Here is an 18,302-nt window from a genome sequence, read left to right on the forward strand (position 1 = left end):
TAATTAATTAAGTATATATTATTTTAAATTATCAATTTTTTATAGACATTGGCAATCAATGTTGATATAATGATTAAAAATAAATAAAAGAAAGGGTAAGGTAACTGGGAAGATGAGAATATAATCTATTTTTTATAATTTAAAGTATTGTAAATTTTGAAAAGCCTATATTGGTGGCTTTATTTATAATGCTTAAATTAAGGAGAGTAGATTATAGTCTATACGTTTAGTTATTGTGCCTATTTATGTAAATCTCTCCTTATATTTAAGTATACCAGGGAGGGATTTTTTTATGATGTTAATAAAAGTAGAAAATTTAAAAAAATATTATGCTGATAAATTAATTTTGGATATAGATAAACTTGAAATATTAGAGAATGAGAGAATAGGTTTAGTGGGTTCAAATGGTCAGGGAAAAACAACTTTATTAAAAGCAATATTGGGTGAAATAGAAATTGATGAAGGTTGTGTTTATCTTACAGATAGCTATTCATATATAAGTCAGAGTGAAAATAATATTGAAAAATGTAATGATAGTAAAGAAAAAAGTCTATTAAATGCGCCAGATAAATTTGAAGATTATTTATCTGGAGGAGAAAAAGTTAAGCTAAAGATAGCAGATGCACTGAATAATAAGAAAAATATAATAATAGCAGATGAACCAACTTCAAATTTAGATAAAAAGAGTATAGATATTTTGGAAAATATGTTTAAGAGACATAAAGGAGCATTATTATTAATATCTCATGACAGACGTTTTTTAGATGAATTATGTACAACTATATTGGAATTGGAAGGTGGCAAATTAAAAGTTTATAAAGGTAATTACACTGATTATTTAGAACAAAAGGATGCGGATACAAAAAGATCTGACTTTGAATATCATGAATATATAAATGAAAAAAAAAGATTGGAGAAAGCTCTTTTAGGCAAAAAAGCTTTAAGTGATGGTATAAGGAAGACTCCAAAACGAATGGGGAATTCAGAAGCTAGACTCCATAAAATGGGTGGTCAAACAAATAAGAAAAAAATAGATTCAAGTGTAAAAGCATTAAAAAGTAGAATTGAGAAATTGGAAGTAAAGGATAAGCCTAAAGTTTGTACAAATATGAATATTAAAATACAGGATGGTATGGAAATAATCAGCAAAAACTTAGTGGAATTAAAGGATTTAAGTTTAAATGTGGGAAAAAAGCTTTTACTAGATAATATTTCTTTCAAGGTAAAAAGAGGTAAGAAAATAGCTTTATTAGGCGATAATGGATGTGGAAAAAGTACTCTGATAAAAGAAATACTTAGTAATAAAAATGATTGTATAAGGATAAATAACAAAGTAAAGATAGGTTATTTTGACCAAAATCAAGATTTGTTAGATGAGGAAAAGAGTATTTTGTACAATATCAAAGCAAATAGTTCATTTGCTGAGTCTTTTATAAGAATAAATTTAAATTTATTTGGATTTAAAGGTGATACTGTTTATAAAAAAGTTAAAGTTCTTAGTGGGGGTGAAAAAGTAAAGATAGCTTTATGCAAAATAATACTAGAAGATAATAATTTTTTAGTTCTTGATGAGCCAACTAATTACTTGGATATAAAATCTATGGAAGCATTGGAAAAAGCATTGATAAATACTGATAAAACTATGCTTATAGTATCTCATGATAGAGTATTTATATCTCATATTTGTGACTATTTTTTAGAAATAAAAGATAAGAATATAAAGGAGTTTGATTGTAACTATAGTGATTATATCATTAGTAGAAATAAAAAAACTTCTAGTAGAGAAAGTAAAGTTAAACAAGAAAATCTTTTAGTATTAGAAAATAGACTTACAAACATTATATCTATGCTGTCAATAGAAAAAGATAATGCAAAAAAAGAGTGTTATGAATTAGAATATAATGAGCTATTAGAAAAAATTAGACGTATAAAAAATAATGTTCAAAATTAAACTAATCGTTGTTTTTTTATAAAAATAGAAATTAATCAATTTAAATATAAGTATTGATTATTAAAAAACTAAAAATAAACAAATTTAAAAGTGGCATTCTTGTACAATAAGAATGCCACTACTTTTAGTTAATATGATAAATATATTATTATTTACCAGTCAGAAATTTTTATATCTATGAGATATATTTTATTCGGATTTAATTTTAAGCTTAGCTACCATTTCTTCTTCAGGAGTAACATAAATAGTACTATTAGTTTCATAGATAACCATGCCAGGTTTAGAACCACTAGGTTTCTTTACATTTTTTTTCTTTGTGTAGTCCACAGGTACTTGAGAAGAAATCTTTGATTTGCTAAAGAATGCAGCTAACATAGCTCCTTCAAATATAGTATTATCAGTAATTTCTTTACCAGCACATTTTATTATTACATGAGAACCTGGAATATTTTTTGTATGCATCCATAAGTCATCATTATCAGCAAGTCTTAATGTAAGATAATCATTTTGTTTGTTATTTTTTCCAACCAAGATTTTAAATCCATCAGAAGAAATAAATTCATGAGGTTTTGTAGAAGGAATAGTGTCTTTTTTACTACTTTTCTTTTGGGCTTTGATATATCCAACTTTACCAAGTTCTTCTTTTATATCTTGTAATTCAGCCAAATTTTCACAGTTTTCAATACTCAAAATTATGTTTTCTAAGTAATCTATTTCTTCTTTGTTTAATGAAATTTGGTGAGATATTTCAACTTTGGCATGTTTCATTTTAGTATACTTTTTAAAATATTTTTGAGCGTTTTCAGATGGAGTCAAATTTTTATTTAATTCTATTGTTACATTTTTACACTCTTCATCATAGAAGTTGGCAACATCAACACTTTCCATCCCTTTTTCTACCATATATATATAAGATGTAATTAGTTCACCCTTTACTTTATAAATATCTGCATTTTCAGACTCTAATAATTCTTCTTCTTGTTTTCTAAGTTTGTTATAAAGTCTATCCAGTTTAACAGATATGCTTTTCTTTAAGTCAGATGAACGTTGATTGATTCTATCTTTAATATCTTTAGTTCTGTAGAAATCCTCTAGTATATTAGAGATGCTTTCTTTATTGATATATGATAAATCATTAAACAATGTAAGATTGACACAACTGAAATCAACGACTTTATCTAATTTTTTATCTATAACAATACAAGGTGAAAACTTATTAGAATTTATATCATTAAATAAACTACAAAATTCTTTGTATAAAGAATCAAACTGTTGACTAGATATATCTTTGCTAATAGCGTTTTGATTTACATCTGCTCTATAACAAATTTCTTTGGCGATAGTAGGGCTTATACCTAAAAATTTAGAATATATAGACTTAAAAATAGGTCCATCAAATTCATTTAGATTGTTAATAAACGAATCTTTAGATATATTATCAAGAGGGTTAAGTTTATCTTGCTTTGGTGGCAATGAGTAACTATGTCCAGGTAAAACCTGACGAACTCTACTTATACTAAAAGGCACTCTTTTTATAGAATCTATAATTTTATCATCTTCATTATGAGTTACTATTATATTACTATGTCTTCCCATAATTTCAATTATAATATTTTTGATTGTCTTTTCTTTTAATTCATCTAAAGATTCAACACTGATTTTTATTATTCTTTCAAAACCAATTTGAGAAATTTCTATAATATTTCCACCTTGTATATATTTTCGAAGCAACATACAAAACATAGGCGCCTTTAGCGGATTTTCTTTTTTATAATTGCTTGTTAAATAAACCCTAGGATTTGAAGCACTTGCACTTAAAACCAATCTAAAATTTTCTTTGTTGTTTCTTATATTAAAAATTACTTCATCATCTTCAGGTTGATGAATCTTATCTATTTTTCCACCTGTAAGCTTTGATGATAATTCATCTACTATTGAATGTATAACTAATCCATCTAATGCCATGTATAGCACCCCTTTCTTTGACCAAAATAAGTCAGTAAATTAATTATACACATAATATATGCTCTATGACTAGGGGGAATTTAAACAACATGGATTAATGTGTAAATTTTATAATTATTTATACTTACAGGATATACTCACAAGAGAATAGGAAGTATATTTTTAAATTAATAATTTAAATTTGCTTAAATATAAAACAAATGTAGTATAATTAGTGTGTAAAGAATAACTTATAAAAGTATATAAACTTTACAAAGCTAAATAAATATTAAAGCTGTATAGTATATGAATATGAAAGAAGGTTGAAAAAATGAAATTTATTGATTTAAGAAGTGATACTGTTACTATGCCTACTGATGAAATGAGAGAAGTCATGGCAAAGGCTCCTGTTGGAGATTCAATCTTTAGAGATGACCCTACTGTAAATAAACTTGAAGAATTAGCAGCAGCTAAAGTTGGAAAAGAAGATGCTATTTTCCTTCCAAGTGGAACTTTTGGAAATCAGTTAGCTTTGTTTACTCACTGCCTAAGAGGTCAAGAAATCATTATTGGTAAAGGGTATCATATTGTGACTCATGAAGTTGGAGCACCTGCTGTAATAGCTGGAGTTCAACTTAGAACTATAGATGAAGATGAAAGTGGAGCTCTTAATCCTGAGCTTGTTGAGAAGGCAATTAGGAGAGATGATATACATGAACCACAAACAGGTCTTATATGTGTAGAAAATGCATATTCAGGTGGAACTGTTGTAAGCCTTGACAATTTAAAAGAAATTAAAAAAATAGCTGAAAAACACAATTTACCAGTGCATTTAGATGGAGCGAGATTATTCAATGCAGCATTAACTTTAGGTGTAGAAGCTAAAGAAATTGTACAATGTTGTGACAGTGTTATGTTCTGTGTATCAAAAGGTTTAGCTGCACCAATGGGTTCTATTCTTGCTGGAAGTAAAGAATTTATAGCAAAAGCTAGAAGAAAGCAAAAAGTTATGGGTGGAGGCATGAGACAAGTTGGTATAGTTGCAGCAGCTGGTATAATTGCCATTGAAAAAATGACACTGAGATTAAATGAGGACCATGATAATGCAAAATATTTAGCTTGTGAGTTGGATAAAATTGAAGGAATTGAAGTAAATAACACTAGTCCAGACCTGAGTATGGTATTCTTTAAAATGAGTGAAGATGTAATAAAAGAAGATGTTTTAATAAAAGAGTTTTTTGAAAGAAATATAAAAATCAATAAAATGGAAAATGGGGAGTATAGATTTGTAACTCATGTAGATATTACTAGAGAAGATTTAGATTATGTTTTAAAAACACTTAAAGAATTAATAGGTGTATGCTAATTAGGTATGTTCAAAAAACTAAATAGAAGATGCTAAATATTTTATTTAAAAAATTCATATACAGTTTAAATAAACTATACATAAAATTCATATAGAAATATTATTATATAAACATAGAAAGAACTAGCTTAAAAACATAATATAATTACCCTAATTGTAATGGCAACTCTCCCTCACATCCTCAAATTATAGTTGTCATTACAAAACTTTTCCCATAAATTATAAGTTTATGGGAATTTTTTTATGTTATAATAGTTTAAGTGTTAATTTACAAAGGAGCGATACTTATGAAATTTTGGAAACTACATGGAATAGGCAATGATTTTATTGCAATAGATGGAAGATTTGACCAAATAGATTCATCAAATTATACTGTTTTAGCAAAAAAAGTATGCCATAGAAGATTTTCTGTAGGTGCGGATGGGTTACTAGTTGTAAAAAATTCAGAAATTGCAGATGTAGAAATGGTGTATTATAATTCTGATGGTTCAAGAGCAGCTATGTGTGGAAATGGACTTAGATGTTTTTGTAAGTTTGTTTATGATAATGGCATAGTTAAAAAAGAAAACTTTACAGTAGATACACTAGATGGTGTAAAAAATATAAAAATAAACACTATAAATGGAGAAATAAATACTATAAAAGTTAATATGGGAAAAGGAAGTTTTTTAGCTAAAGATGTTCCTGTGTTAACTGATGAAGAACGTTTTGTACAAGAAAATATAAAAGTTTTAGATAAAGAGTTTAAGATTACATCTATGTTGATGGGGGTTCCTCACACTGTGGTTATAGTGGATGAATTAAATGTAGATGAAGTTTGTAAATATGGAAAAGAGATTGAAAATAATAAAATATTTCCGAAAAAAACGAATGTAAATTTTGTAAAAGTAGAAGATAAGTATAATATACATGTCTATACTTGGGAAAGAGGTTGTGGATATACTTTAGGATGTGGAACAGGTATGACTGCATCAGCAATAGTATGTAATTTACTTGATATGGTAGAAAATAGTGTAAATGTGACTTCTCAAGGTGGAACAGTACGAATAGATATAGGAGAGTTTTCTTATATGACAGGTCCAGCAGTAAAAATATGTGAAGGTGTTTTGGAGGTTTAGGTAATGGCTATAAGTATGACTGGTTTTGGAAGAGGAGAATACAAAGACGACAACTATTATTTTTTAGTAGAATGTAAAACAATAAATCATAAATATTCAGATATAAATATACGTCTTCCAAGAAAAATTTCATTTTTAGAGGATAAAGTTAGAAATTTAGTAAAAAACTATGTAAAAAGAGGAAGAGTTGATTTATACATAAAATTTGACTTATTAGGCAAAGAAGATGTAAACTTAAATTTTGATGAAGGATTAGCATCTCAATATATAGATATCTTAAAGGAAATAAAAGACAAATTTGATATTATAGATGATATTAGTGTTATGAATGTTGCAAGATTTCCTGATATTATAAAAATAGAAGAAAAAGATGAAGATGAAGATTTACTATGGTCGATGTTAAATCAAGCTGTAGAAGATGCAATGATAAAACTAAGAGAAATGAGAAGTGAAGAAGGTAAAAAACTAGCTGAAGATATTACCATGAGATGTGACTTATTAAAAAATCATATAGAAGAAATTGAAAAATATTCAAGTAGTGTTGTAGAAGACTATAGAGAAAAACTAAATTCAAGAATAAGTGAAATGCTAGAAGACCCAAGTATAATAGATGAAAATAGGTTAGCACAAGAAGTTGCAATATATGCAGATAAAAGTAGCATAACAGAAGAGATAGTTAGGTTTAAAAGTCATATTGGTCAGCTTAAAAAAACTATATTTAAAGACGATTCTATAGGTAGAAAAATTGATTTCTTAATACAGGAGATGAACAGAGAAACTAATACAATAGGTTCAAAATCATCTGATATAAATATAACTAATTTAGTAGTAGAAGTGAAAAGTGAGTTAGAAAAAATAAGAGAACAAATACAAAACATAGAGTAAGAATACAATATTAGAAGGGGAATATTTAAATGTTTACAAAAAAAGGATTATTGCTAGTTGTATCAGGTCCATCAGGTGCAGGAAAAGGTACTATTTGCAAAGAATTACTTAGAGAGAATGATACAATAAAACTTTCTGTATCAGCTACTACAAGAAAACCAAGAGCAGGAGAAGTTGATGGAGTAAATTATTTCTTCATAAGTAAAGAAAAGTTTGAAGATATGATAGGAAAAGGTGAGTTTTTGGAGTATGCTCAAATTTATGATAATTTTTATGGAACTCCAAAAGCAGCAATAATGGAATGTTTAGAAAAAGGACAGGATGTGCTACTAGAAATTGAAATGCAAGGAGCAAAACAAATAAAAGAGGTTTGTCCAGAAGGAGTATTTATATTTGTATTACCTCCATCACTTGAAGAGTTAAAAAATAGAATTGTTGGAAGAGGTACAGAGACAGAAGAAGAAATAGAAAAGAGATTTAGTTGTGCATATGAAGAAATAAAAATGATTAAGGATTATGATTATTTTATATTTAATGAAGATGTGAAAACATCTGCTAAAGAAATAGAAGGTATAATATCATCTGAAAAGAATAAAGTTAGCAGATATAAAAATATTATAATAGAGAAATTTAAGGAGGAATTATAATTATGTTAAAACCATCTATCAATGAGGTACTAGAAAAAATAGACAACAGATATTACTTAGTAGGGACTGTTTCAAAGAGAGCAAGAAAGTTAATTGATGGAGACGAACCATATGTTCCAAACAAAGCTAAGGAAAAACCTGTATGTGTAGCTACTAAGGAAGTTGCAAGTGGAAAAATAACATATAGATTATTGACAGAAGAAGAAATAGAGATAGAAGAAGCTAGACACTACGCTGAGCAACATCAACAAATTTCAGAAGAGGAGTAAGGTCATGCTAAAAAATAAGACTGTTGTAATTGGCATAAGCGGCGGAATAGCTGCATACAAGGCTTGTGATGTTGTAAGTAAATTAAAAAAATTAAATGCAAATATCCATGTTATAATGACAAAATCAGCAACAGAATTTGTTAGACCACTTACACTTCAATCACTAAGTCAAAATTATGTAGTAGAAGATATGTTTGAAGAACCAAAATCTTGGGAAGTTGAACATATATCATTAGCAAAAAAGGCAGATTTGTTTCTAATAGTACCAGCAAGTGCAAATGTTATAGGAAAAATTGCAAATGGTATAGCTGATGATATGCTAACAACTACTGTTATGGCAACAAAAGCACAAGTTTTAATAGCACCAGCTATGAATACTAATATGTATGAAAATCCAATTGTCCAAAAAAATATAAAAACTTTAGAGGAATTTGGATATAAATTTATAGAACCAGAAAGTGGAAGACTTGCATGTGGAGATATTGGAGCAGGAAAACTAGCTAAATCAGATTTAATAGTAGAGGCAGTTTTAGCCAATCTTACGAAAGAGCAAGATTTGAAAGGTCAAAGTATAATAGTTACAGCTGGACCAACTGTAGAAAGTATAGACCCAGTAAGATATTTAACTAATAGGTCTTCTGGTAAAATGGGATATTCTATAGCTAAAGAGGCTATATCTAGAGGTGCTGATGTAACATTAATATCAGGTCCTACAAATCTCTCTATTCCACAAAACCTTAAAAAATTTGTACAAATAGAATCAGCACAAGATTTGTATGAGGCAGTAGTATCAAATTTAAAAGAAAATAAAATAGTAATTCAAAGTGCAGCAGTTGCAGATTATAAGCCAAAAACTTATTCTGACAAAAAAATTAAAAAGAATAATGATGATTTATCAATAGAATTAAGTAGGAATTATGACATTGCTTATGAAATAGGAAAAATAAAGGAAGATAGGATATTAGTTGGATTTGCTGCTGAAACTAATGACTTAATAGAACATGCCAAAGGAAAAATTGAAAAGAAAAATTTAGATTTTATTGTGGCAAATGATTTAACTAAAGAGGGAGCTGGTTTTAGAACTGATACTAATATTGTAAAAATAATAGATACAGAAGGAAATATTACTGAGTACCCTAAAATGAAAAAGGAAGAAGTAGCTAATGTTATATTAAATAAGATTAAAGTGTTACTTGAGAAATAAGAACTTTTTTAAATATGATATTTGTGTATTTTATCACAGCTAAAGTGGCTGAAAGCTGCAATTTACTTTTAGCGAGTAAAAACTCGCAAATGTCAGTTAAATTGTGGTTTTCAGCATTTATTTTGCTGTAAAGTATAAAATATGATTAATAGTTAATTATTAAGATATATCTAATATTAGTAATAACTTGAAACTTTTTAGATATGCTGAGATTTTTTTGATATATTATGAAATGTGTTAAAATATGAGCAGTAGATTAATTTTAAGTAGGAGTTTTACAATGAAAAAATATGCAAAGGTAATAGTTAGAAGCAATACTATATACACAGACAATTTATTTACATATCAAATTCCTGTATTTTTAGAGGAAGTTATAAGTGTTGGGCATAGAATATTAGTGCCATTTGGAAGAGGTAATAAACCAACAGAAGCCTTTGTATTTCAACTTACAAATAATTTAGATGAAAAAATAAAGACTAAAGAAATCATAGATATATTAGATGAAAATCCAATATTTAGAGAAGAAGATTTAGAGTTGGTTTACTGGATGAAAAATAGATATTTGTGTACTTATATAGAGTGTATAAATTTGATATATCCAAAAGGATATAAACTAAATAATTACAAAGTAGTTTTACTAGGTGAAAAGCTAAATGGATTAAGTGAGACTGAATTATATGAAAAGATATCAAAGCTGAGTGATAAAAATAGAGAGATAGTAGAAAAAGTAGTTGGTAGTAAAGGAAAAATTAAGGTTGATAAGTTAAAATATATAGCGAATCTAAATAATTATCTATATACAATGAATAAAAATGGAATTATAAAATTATGTTGGGAATACAAAAATCATAAAAATGAGAAGAAAGTATGCTATGTATCTTTGAGTTTAGAAAATGATAAAATTGATGATTATATAGAACAAAATAAAATAAGCATAGGAAGCAAGCAAAAAGAGATATTAAATTTTCTTAAAAATAATGAAAATGTAGAGATAAATGATTTATTGGATTTATTAAATGCTTCAAAGCAGAGTATAAACTCTTTGAGTAAGAAAGAGTTAATAACTTTAGAATTTAAAGATTATTATAGAGAGCCAAAAAGTATTTACAAATCTATATCAAAAAGTATAAAATTAAACAATGAGCAACAACAAGCGGTTGATGAGATAAATTCAAGTATGTTTATAGATGATAAAAAGCCATATTTAATTCATGGTATAACTGGAAGTGGAAAGACTGAAGTTTATATGGAAATAATAGAATTTGCATTAAGCCAAGGTTTAGATAGTATATTTTTGGTTCCTGAGATAGCATTAACTCCCCAAACGATAGATAGATTAAAGAGTAGGTTTGGCGATTTAGTTGGAGTGTTTCACAGTAAACTATCTGAAGGAGAAAAACACGACGTTTATAAAGCTGTTAAAGCTGGCAAGATAAGAGTTTTAATTGGTGCTAGGTCAGCACTATTTGCTCCTTTTAATTCTTTAGGATTGATAATAATTGATGAATTTCATGAGTCATCATATAAGTCTGAAAAAAATCCTAAGTTTAATGCTATAGAAGTAGCTAGATTTATGACATTAAAAAATAATCTAACTCTTATTTTAGGTTCAGCGACACCTTCAATTGAAGAGTATTATAGAGCAAAAACTGGTGAATATAAACTTATAAATATAAAAAATAGAGCAAACAATAAACCACTTCCAAATATTGAAGTTGTAGATATGAAAGATGAATTAGATATAGGTAATAGAAGTATATTTAGTTTAAAACTTCAAAGAGAAATAAGTTGTGCGATTGAAGAAAATAGTCAGGTAATACTATTTTTAAATAGAAGAGGTTATGCAAATTTTGTATCATGTAGAAAGTGTGGCTATGTGTTTCAATGTGAAAATTGCGATATATCTTTGACATATCATAAAAAAAGTAATATTGGAAGATGCCATTATTGTGGATATGAAAGAGAAATTCCAAAAGAATGCCCAGAATGTGGAAGTAATTATGTTAAGCCATTTGGAGTAGGAACTCAAAAAATTGAGGAAGAGTTAAAATGTATTTTTCCAAATATAAAAACTTTGAGAATGGATAAAGATACAACATCAAAAAAGGGTTCATTAGAGGAAATACTAAATAAGTTCAAAGATAAAGAAGCAGATGTATTGATAGGAACTCAGATGTTAAGTAAAGGATTGGATTTTGATAATGTAACTTTAGTAGGTATTTTGTCAGCAGACATGATACTAAATTTTCCTGATTTTAAAAGTTTTGAAACAACCTTTCAGTTGATAACTCAAGTTTCTGGAAGGGCAGGAAGAGCAGACAAAGAAGGTAAAGTAGTACTTCAAACATATGATACTGAGCATTATGCTATTAAGCATGCCATAGAGTATAATTATGAAGGTTTTTATGAAGATGAGATAAAGATAAGAAAGGCATTTGGATATTCTCCTTTTAATAACATGTTAAGCGTAGTTGTTAGTGGTGAAGATGAAAGATTAGTTATAAAAAATATAAAAAATATGCATGCATCTTTGATTTATTTATTAGAAAAAAGGGGTATAAACGACTTAGGGTTTATATTAGGACCCAATCCATGCTCAATATCAAAAATAAATCAAAATTATAGATGGCAAATACTCTTTAAAGATGAAAATATTGAAATTAATCTCTTAAAGGGTATAATAAAATATATATGTATAACAAAACGAGATTTGATATTTAATAAGAATATTAATGTATCTATAGATATTAATCCAAATAGTGTATTATAAATTTAGGAGGAAGTGTAATGGCTTTAAGACAAATAGTTCAAATAGGAGAACCAGTACTAAGAAAGAAATCAAAAAAAGTTGAAAAAATTGATGCAAAAATAATACAATTGTTAGACGATATGGCAGAAACTATGTATGATGCAGATGGTGTTGGACTAGCTGCACCTCAAGTTGGAATTTTAAAAAGAGTTGTAGTAATTGATATTGGAGAAGAACTTATAGAACTTATAAACCCAGAAATAATAGAAACATCTGGAGAACAAATAGATGATGAAGGTTGTTTAAGTGTTGTTGGAGAATCTGGAGAGGTTAAAAGACCAAACTATGTAAAAGTTAGAGCTTTAAATAGAAATGGAGAAACAATAGAGCTAGAAGGGGAAGAACTTTTAGCTAGAGCGTTTTGTCATGAAATAGACCATCTAGAGGGAATATTGTTTGTTGATAAAATAGAAAAATAGTAGGGGTTGATTTGATGAAAATAGTATTTATGGGAACTCCTGATATAGCAGTTCCTTGTTTACAAAAAATAATAGATGAAAAGTATGAAATACTAGGAGTTGTAACTCAGCCAGATAAACCAAAAGGAAGAGGTAAAAAACTTGGCATGAGTCCAGTAAAAGAACTTGCAATTGAAAATAATATACCTGTATATCAACCAATTAAAGCTAGAGACAAAGATTTTATAGATACAATGAAATCTTTAAAGCCAGATGTAATGGTAGTTGTAGCTTTTGGGCAAATACTTCCAAAAGAAATATTAGAAATTCCTAAGTTTGGATGTATAAATGTCCATGTTTCTTTACTTCCAAAATATAGAGGTGCGGCGCCTATAAATTGGGTAATAATCAATGGCGAAGAAAAAACTGGTGTTACAACTATGTATATGGATGAAGGGTTAGACACTGGAGATATGATATTAAAGACAGAAGTAAATCTTGATGAAAATATAACAGCAGGAGAACTTCATGATAAAATGATGAATATAGGAGCAGAAACTTTAAAAGAAACATTAAAGTTGATAGAAGCAGGAACTGCTCCAAGAGAAGTACAAAATCATGAGGAATTTTCTTATGCACCAATAATGAATAAATCACTAGGTAATATAGACTTTTCAAAAAATGCTAAGGAAATACACAATCTAGTTAGAGGTGTAAATCCATGGCCAAGTGCTTATACTACTTATAATGGTGTAACGATGAAAATCTGGAAAACTAAAGTATTAGAGGAAGAAAGTAACAAAGAAGCAGGTACAATAATTGAGGTAAATAAAGATGGCATAAAAGTAAGTACTAAAGATAAGGTACTTTTAATTGAAGAAATTCAGATGCCAAATAAAAAGAGAATGCTAGTTGGAGAATATATAAAAGGAAATACTATAGAAATTGGTGTAGTATTGAGTTAGGTGAAAAGTATGACAGATATAAAAAAGTATTTAACAAGTGTTGGTATCTTAGTCTTAATATTAGGGATTTTAATGGGGGTTGCAAACTTTTTTATAATTAGTTTGACTCAAATATTTTCCTTAGGAATAAATGCTGTAGTAATATCACTAATACTTATAATACTATGCTCAACAATAGTTACGTATAGAGTAATTAAAGGAAAAAATGTTAACTCAAATATAATGAAAATAAATTTTAAAATTGTTAGTGTATTATTTCCCATTATATCTTTTATTGCATCATCATTTGGTATGTCAAAAAGTGAAATTAGAAGAATATATATAAAATTAAATAATGAATATATATACAGTAATAAATATAATTTTAATCCAGAGGATATAATAATTTTAATACCTCATTGTATTCAAGAGAATAGTTGCAAACTAAAAGTTACTAATGATATAGATAATTGTAAAAAATGTGGAAAATGCAATATAGGAGAATTAGCTGAGCTAAATAAAAGTGTTAAAGTAAAAGTATTTGTAGCTACAGGAGGGACTCTAGCTAGAAAAATTATAATTGACAATAAACCTAAAGCTGTTATAGCTGTTGCATGTGAGAGAGATTTAACATCTGGAATACAAGATATAAAAAAAATTCCTGTTTTAGGAGTATTTAATAAAAGACCTAATGGACCTTGTATAAATACTAATGTAGACATAGTAGATATTGAAAAAGCTATAAGCTTTTTAACAGGAAAAGAGATATTAGCTTGTAATTAAACTGTTTTTAAGTTATGTGAATATTAAAGAGGATGTATAATAAAAATATATTTTAGGAGAGTGTTATTTATGTACCCTGTATATGGCGGCTTTTGGGGATTTGACCCAACGATGATTATATTAATTCCAGCTATATTATTCACTGCATATGCTCAATTTAAAGTGAGCTCAACAACAAATAAGTATTTAAGAGTAAATACACGTAGAGGATATACTGGAGAACAGACAGCAAGAAGAGTACTTGATTCAAATGGTTTGTATGATGTAAGGATAGAAATGGTTAGAGGTCATTTAAGTGACCACTATGACCCAAGAAGAAAAACTGTAAGATTATCAGAAGATGTATATTATGGAACATCAATAACTTCTGTTGCAGTAGCTGCACATGAATGTGGTCATGCAATGCAACATGCTAAAGGTTATGCACCTCTTCAAATAAGAAGTAGTTTGGTGCCAGTAGTAAACTTTGCTTCAAGTATTTCTTGGTTTTTAATATTTCTAGGATTTATTATGGCTGGGCCATTTCTAAAAATTGGGATACTATTGTTTTCAGCTTCAGTACTATTCCAAATAATAACATTGCCTGTAGAATTTAATGCTTCTAGTAGAGCAATTGTTCAACTTGGAAATCTAGGTATTATAGATGAGGGTGAGGTAAGACAAAGTAGAAAAGTGCTTTCAGCAGCAGCTTTAACATATGTTGCAGCAGCACTAGTTTCAATACTTCAATTACTTAGATTGTTACTAATAGCTCAAAGAAGAGATGACTAAAAATAAAGTGGGTTGTTTAGAAACAACCCTTTTTTATGTTTAATAAAAGGGAGAAATTTATATGGATGCAAGAGAAATTGGATTTAAAGTATTATGTGATATAGAGAAAAATAATAACTATTCAAATATTGCAATAAATAAGCATTTTAAAAACTTAGAAATAAGTGATATGGATAGAGGACTTGCAACAGAGTTAATCTATGGAGTAGTAGAAAATAAATATTACTTAGATTATATAATTAATAAACTTTCAAAAATAAAAGTAAAAAAAATGTCAACTTATGTTAAAATCTTTTTAAGAATGGGAACATATCAAATTTTATTTTTAAATAGTATATCAGATTATGCAGCAGTTAATGAAACTGTTAAGTTATCTAAAAAATATGATAAAAAATCTTCTGGTTTTATAAATGCTATTCTTAGAAATGAAATAAGAAATAAAGATACTATAATGGACATAACTGAGGAAGATAGTGTAAAATACTTATCTATAAAGTATTCTTATAACTCTTGGATTATAAAAAATTGGATAGAAAATTTTGGACAAGAATTTACTGAAGATTTATTAGAAGCAAACAATGAAAAACCTAGTATTTATATAAGAACAAATACACTTAAAATTAGCAGAGAAGAGCTTATTGAAAAATTAAATGAAAAGGGTATTATGTGTTTGAAAGTCCCTATGGTGGAAGAAGCTATAAAAGTCGAAAAATTAAAAAATATAGAAAATAATGAGTTATTTAAGGCTGGTTTATTTACAATTCAAGATATAAGTTCTATGATAGTAGGGAAAGTAATTAATCCAAAGGAAGATTCATTGATTTTGGATGTATGTAGTGCTCCTGGTGGAAAATCTACTCACTTAGCCACTTTAATGAATAATACAGGTCAAGTAATAGCTAGAGATATTTTTGAGCATAAACTAAAGCTTATAAAAGCTACTGTAAATAGACTTGGTCTAAAAAATGTATGTGTAGAAGGATTTGATGCTTCTGAAATTGATGAAAATAGCATAAATAAATTTGATTATGTTTTAGCAGATGTTCCTTGTTCTGGTCTTGGTATAATAAGACGTAAACCAGAAATTAAATATAAGCAAGAAGAAGAGTTGGAAGATATTACTTCTATACAAAAGAAAATATTAGAAAATGCATCAAAGTATGTTAAAATTGGAGGAACTTTAGTCTATAGTACATGTACAGTTCAAGATATGGAAAACATAAATATAATTACTTCTTTTATTGAAGAATATAATAATTTTGAATTGACTCCAATTGACACAGTAAACGTAGATTTAGACAATCAAGATAAAGGATATTTAAAAATATATCCTAATATTCATGGTATAGATGGGTTTTTTATAGCAAAATTAAAGAGAATAAGGTAGTGAATAGAATGGAAGAGAAAAAAATAGTATTAAAAAACTTTACTGAAGATGAACTCAAGGAATTTATGAAAACTATAGATGAAAAACCTTTTAGAGGGAGCCAAATATTTTCTTGGATATACAAAGGTGCAAAAACTTTTGATGACATGAATAATATACCAAAAAGTTTGAGAAATAAATTAGAAGAAGTTTCATGTATAGGTCATATAGATATAGAATTAAAGTTAGAATCTAAGGTAGATGGCACAAAAAAATATTTGTTTTTATTAGATGATGGAAATATAATAGAAACTGTGATGATGGATTATGACAGTAGGGTCACTGTTTGTGTTTCTAATCAAGTAGGTTGTAGAATGGGATGTAACTTCTGTGCATCTACAATGGATGGATTGATTAGAAACTTAGAACCATGGGAGATTTTAGACCAAGTTATTAAAATTCAAGAAGATACTGGAAAAAGAGTATCAAATCTTGTCTTAATGGGAAGTGGTGAGCCACTTGACAATTTTGAAAATACAAAACAATTTTTAAAAATAATTAATGAAAAAAATGGTCTTAATATAGGGTATAGACATATAACTCTTTCAACTTGTGGGATAGTGCCTAAAATGTACGAGTTGGCTGATTTGAAAATAGCTATAAATTTGGCTTTATCACTTCATTCACCATATGATGAAGAAAGAAGAAAGATTATGCCTGTAGCAAATGCATATTCTATTAAAGAAATACTAGATGCCTGTAGATATTATATAAAAAAGACAAATAGAAGGGTTACATTTGAATACTCTCTTATAAAGGGTGTAAATGACTCAGAAAATGAAGCAAAGGCATTAGCAAAGCTTTTAAAAGGTATGCTATGCCATGTAAATTTAATACCAATAAATAAGGTTGAAGAAAGAGAATATGAAAAGCCAGACAAGGCATTTATTTATAAGTTTAGAGATAGTTTAGAGAAAAATAATATACCTGCTACAGTTAGAATGTCTATGGGTTCTGATATTAGTGGAGCTTGTGGCCAATTGAGAAGAAAATACAAGTAATATGTAAGGAGGAAGTCGTATGGTTTATAGTTGTGCCTCCCATATAGGAAAAGTAAGAAAAAACAATGAAGACTATTGTGAGGGAGAAGTTATAGATACAGAACATGGTCCAATAGGAATATTTGCCATAGCTGATGGAATGGGTGGACATAAAAAGGGGGAAGTCGCCAGTAAGTTAGCAGTAGAAAATATAATTGATTTTCTAAAAGAAAACTTATTACAGCATGATAATGTAAAAATAGACTATATAGATGATATACTAAAACAGGCTTATAATAATGTAAACTCAATTGTGCACAAGAAATCTATGGAAGATATAGCATTTGAAGGAATGGGAACTACATTAGTTACAGCTATAGTGTATAATAATGTCTTATATGTGGCAAATGTTGGAGATAGCAGATGTTATTTGTTAACAGATGAAAAATTTGATAAAATAACTATAGACCATTCTGTGGTTGAAGAACTTATGATGGCTCATGTTATTACAGAAGAAGAAGCGAGAAGACATCCACAGAGAAATAGAATAACTAGAGCAATTGGAACAGATGATATGGTTGTTGTAGATATTTTTAAGAAGGAAATCAAAAAAAGTGATATAATACTTCTTGCAACAGATGGATTAACTGGGTTTATTTATGACGAAGATATAAGAAGTTTAATATTAGATTATGAATATGAGAGAATTAGTGATATAAGTGATGAATTGATAAGCATGGCCAATGATGTTTCTGGTAAAGATAATGTTTCGGTGATAGTAATAAAAGTATAATTAGGACGGTGATA

The 18,302-nt window shown here is 27.9% G+C and carries 16 protein-coding genes; 15 read left to right on the forward strand and 1 reads right to left on the reverse strand.

The features are described 5' to 3' along the window. Positions 1–292: 292 nt before the first annotated feature. Positions 293–1,951, forward strand: coding sequence for an ABC-F type ribosomal protection protein CplR (gene cplR / locus IC213_RS01035; RefSeq protein ID WP_227824208.1), 1,659 nt, complete (start codon positions 293–295; stop codon positions 1,949–1,951). Positions 1,952–2,140: 189 nt separating this feature from the next. On the opposite strand, the gene IC213_RS01040 is transcribed toward cplR, so the two are convergent. Further along, positions 2,141–3,916, reverse strand: coding sequence for an NFACT family protein (locus IC213_RS01040; RefSeq protein WP_227432466.1), 1,776 nt, complete (start codon positions 3,914–3,916; stop codon positions 2,141–2,143). Between the two features lie 310 nt (positions 3,917–4,226). On the opposite strand from IC213_RS01040, the gene ltaE reads away from it, so the two are divergent. The 14 genes from ltaE to IC213_RS01110 all read left to right on the forward strand — a co-directional run bounded on the left by ltaE (position 4,227) and on the right by IC213_RS01110 (position 18,288). Further along, entirely contained in the window at positions 4,227–5,261 is a 1,035-nt protein-coding gene (gene ltaE, locus IC213_RS01045; protein WP_227862634.1) for a low-specificity L-threonine aldolase, read from the forward strand. 287 nt (positions 5,262–5,548) lie between these two features. Next, positions 5,549–6,379, forward strand: a complete 831-nt coding sequence (gene dapF, locus IC213_RS01050; RefSeq protein WP_227482881.1) for a diaminopimelate epimerase — start codon at positions 5,549–5,551, stop codon at positions 6,377–6,379. 3 nt (positions 6,380–6,382) lie between these two features. After that, entirely contained in the window at positions 6,383–7,264 is an 882-nt protein-coding gene (locus IC213_RS01055; RefSeq protein WP_227482880.1) for a YicC/YloC family endoribonuclease, read from the forward strand. 29 nt (positions 7,265–7,293) lie between these two features. After that, positions 7,294–7,911, forward strand: a complete 618-nt coding sequence (gene gmk, locus IC213_RS01060; protein WP_227432470.1) for a guanylate kinase — start codon at positions 7,294–7,296, stop codon at positions 7,909–7,911. Between the two features lie 2 nt (positions 7,912–7,913). Next, positions 7,914–8,180 (forward strand): DNA-directed RNA polymerase subunit omega, encoded by a 267-nt coding sequence (gene rpoZ, locus IC213_RS01065; protein ID WP_227432471.1) that lies wholly within the window; start codon positions 7,914–7,916, stop codon positions 8,178–8,180. A gap of 4 nt (positions 8,181–8,184) precedes the next feature. Beyond that, positions 8,185–9,384 carry a bifunctional phosphopantothenoylcysteine decarboxylase/phosphopantothenate--cysteine ligase CoaBC gene (coaBC, locus tag IC213_RS01070; RefSeq protein ID WP_227862635.1) on the forward strand — a complete coding sequence of 400 codons (1,200 nt, stop codon included), beginning with the start codon at positions 8,185–8,187 and terminating at the stop codon, positions 9,382–9,384. 280 nt (positions 9,385–9,664) lie between these two features. Next, positions 9,665–12,154: a primosomal protein N' gene (gene priA / locus IC213_RS01075; protein ID WP_227482878.1), complete on the forward strand. Its 2,490-nt coding sequence runs from the start codon at positions 9,665–9,667 to the stop codon at positions 12,152–12,154. A gap of 17 nt (positions 12,155–12,171) precedes the next feature. Beyond that, complete coding sequence (gene def / locus IC213_RS01080; protein ID WP_227432474.1) at positions 12,172–12,612, forward strand: peptide deformylase; 441 nt, start codon at positions 12,172–12,174, stop codon at positions 12,610–12,612. 14 nt (positions 12,613–12,626) lie between these two features. Beyond that, positions 12,627–13,556: a methionyl-tRNA formyltransferase gene (gene fmt, locus IC213_RS01085; protein ID WP_227432475.1), complete on the forward strand. Its 930-nt coding sequence runs from the start codon at positions 12,627–12,629 to the stop codon at positions 13,554–13,556. A 9-nt stretch (positions 13,557–13,565) separates the two neighbouring features. Further along, the gene (locus IC213_RS01090; protein WP_227432476.1) at positions 13,566–14,318 is read left to right on the forward strand and encodes a DUF116 domain-containing protein; all 753 of its coding nucleotides are present in this window, start codon (positions 13,566–13,568) and stop codon (positions 14,316–14,318) included. 69 nt (positions 14,319–14,387) lie between these two features. Beyond that, complete coding sequence (locus tag IC213_RS01095) at positions 14,388–15,089, forward strand: zinc metallopeptidase (protein WP_227432477.1); 702 nt, start codon at positions 14,388–14,390, stop codon at positions 15,087–15,089. 61 nt (positions 15,090–15,150) lie between these two features. Next, positions 15,151–16,476 (forward strand): 16S rRNA (cytosine(967)-C(5))-methyltransferase RsmB, encoded by a 1,326-nt coding sequence (gene rsmB, locus IC213_RS01100; RefSeq protein ID WP_227862636.1) that lies wholly within the window; start codon positions 15,151–15,153, stop codon positions 16,474–16,476. A gap of 8 nt (positions 16,477–16,484) precedes the next feature. After that, the gene (gene rlmN, locus IC213_RS01105) at positions 16,485–17,516 is read left to right on the forward strand and encodes a 23S rRNA (adenine(2503)-C(2))-methyltransferase RlmN (protein ID WP_227432479.1); all 1,032 of its coding nucleotides are present in this window, start codon (positions 16,485–16,487) and stop codon (positions 17,514–17,516) included. Positions 17,517–17,535: 19 nt separating this feature from the next. Further along, the gene (locus tag IC213_RS01110) at positions 17,536–18,288 is read left to right on the forward strand and encodes a Stp1/IreP family PP2C-type Ser/Thr phosphatase (RefSeq protein WP_227432480.1); all 753 of its coding nucleotides are present in this window, start codon (positions 17,536–17,538) and stop codon (positions 18,286–18,288) included. Positions 18,289–18,302: the final 14 nt, after the last annotated feature.

The sequence above is a fragment of the Clostridioides sp. ES-S-0049-02 genome (assembly GCF_020658465.1).
Classification (GTDB): Bacteria; Bacillota; Clostridia; order Peptostreptococcales; family Peptostreptococcaceae; genus Clostridioides.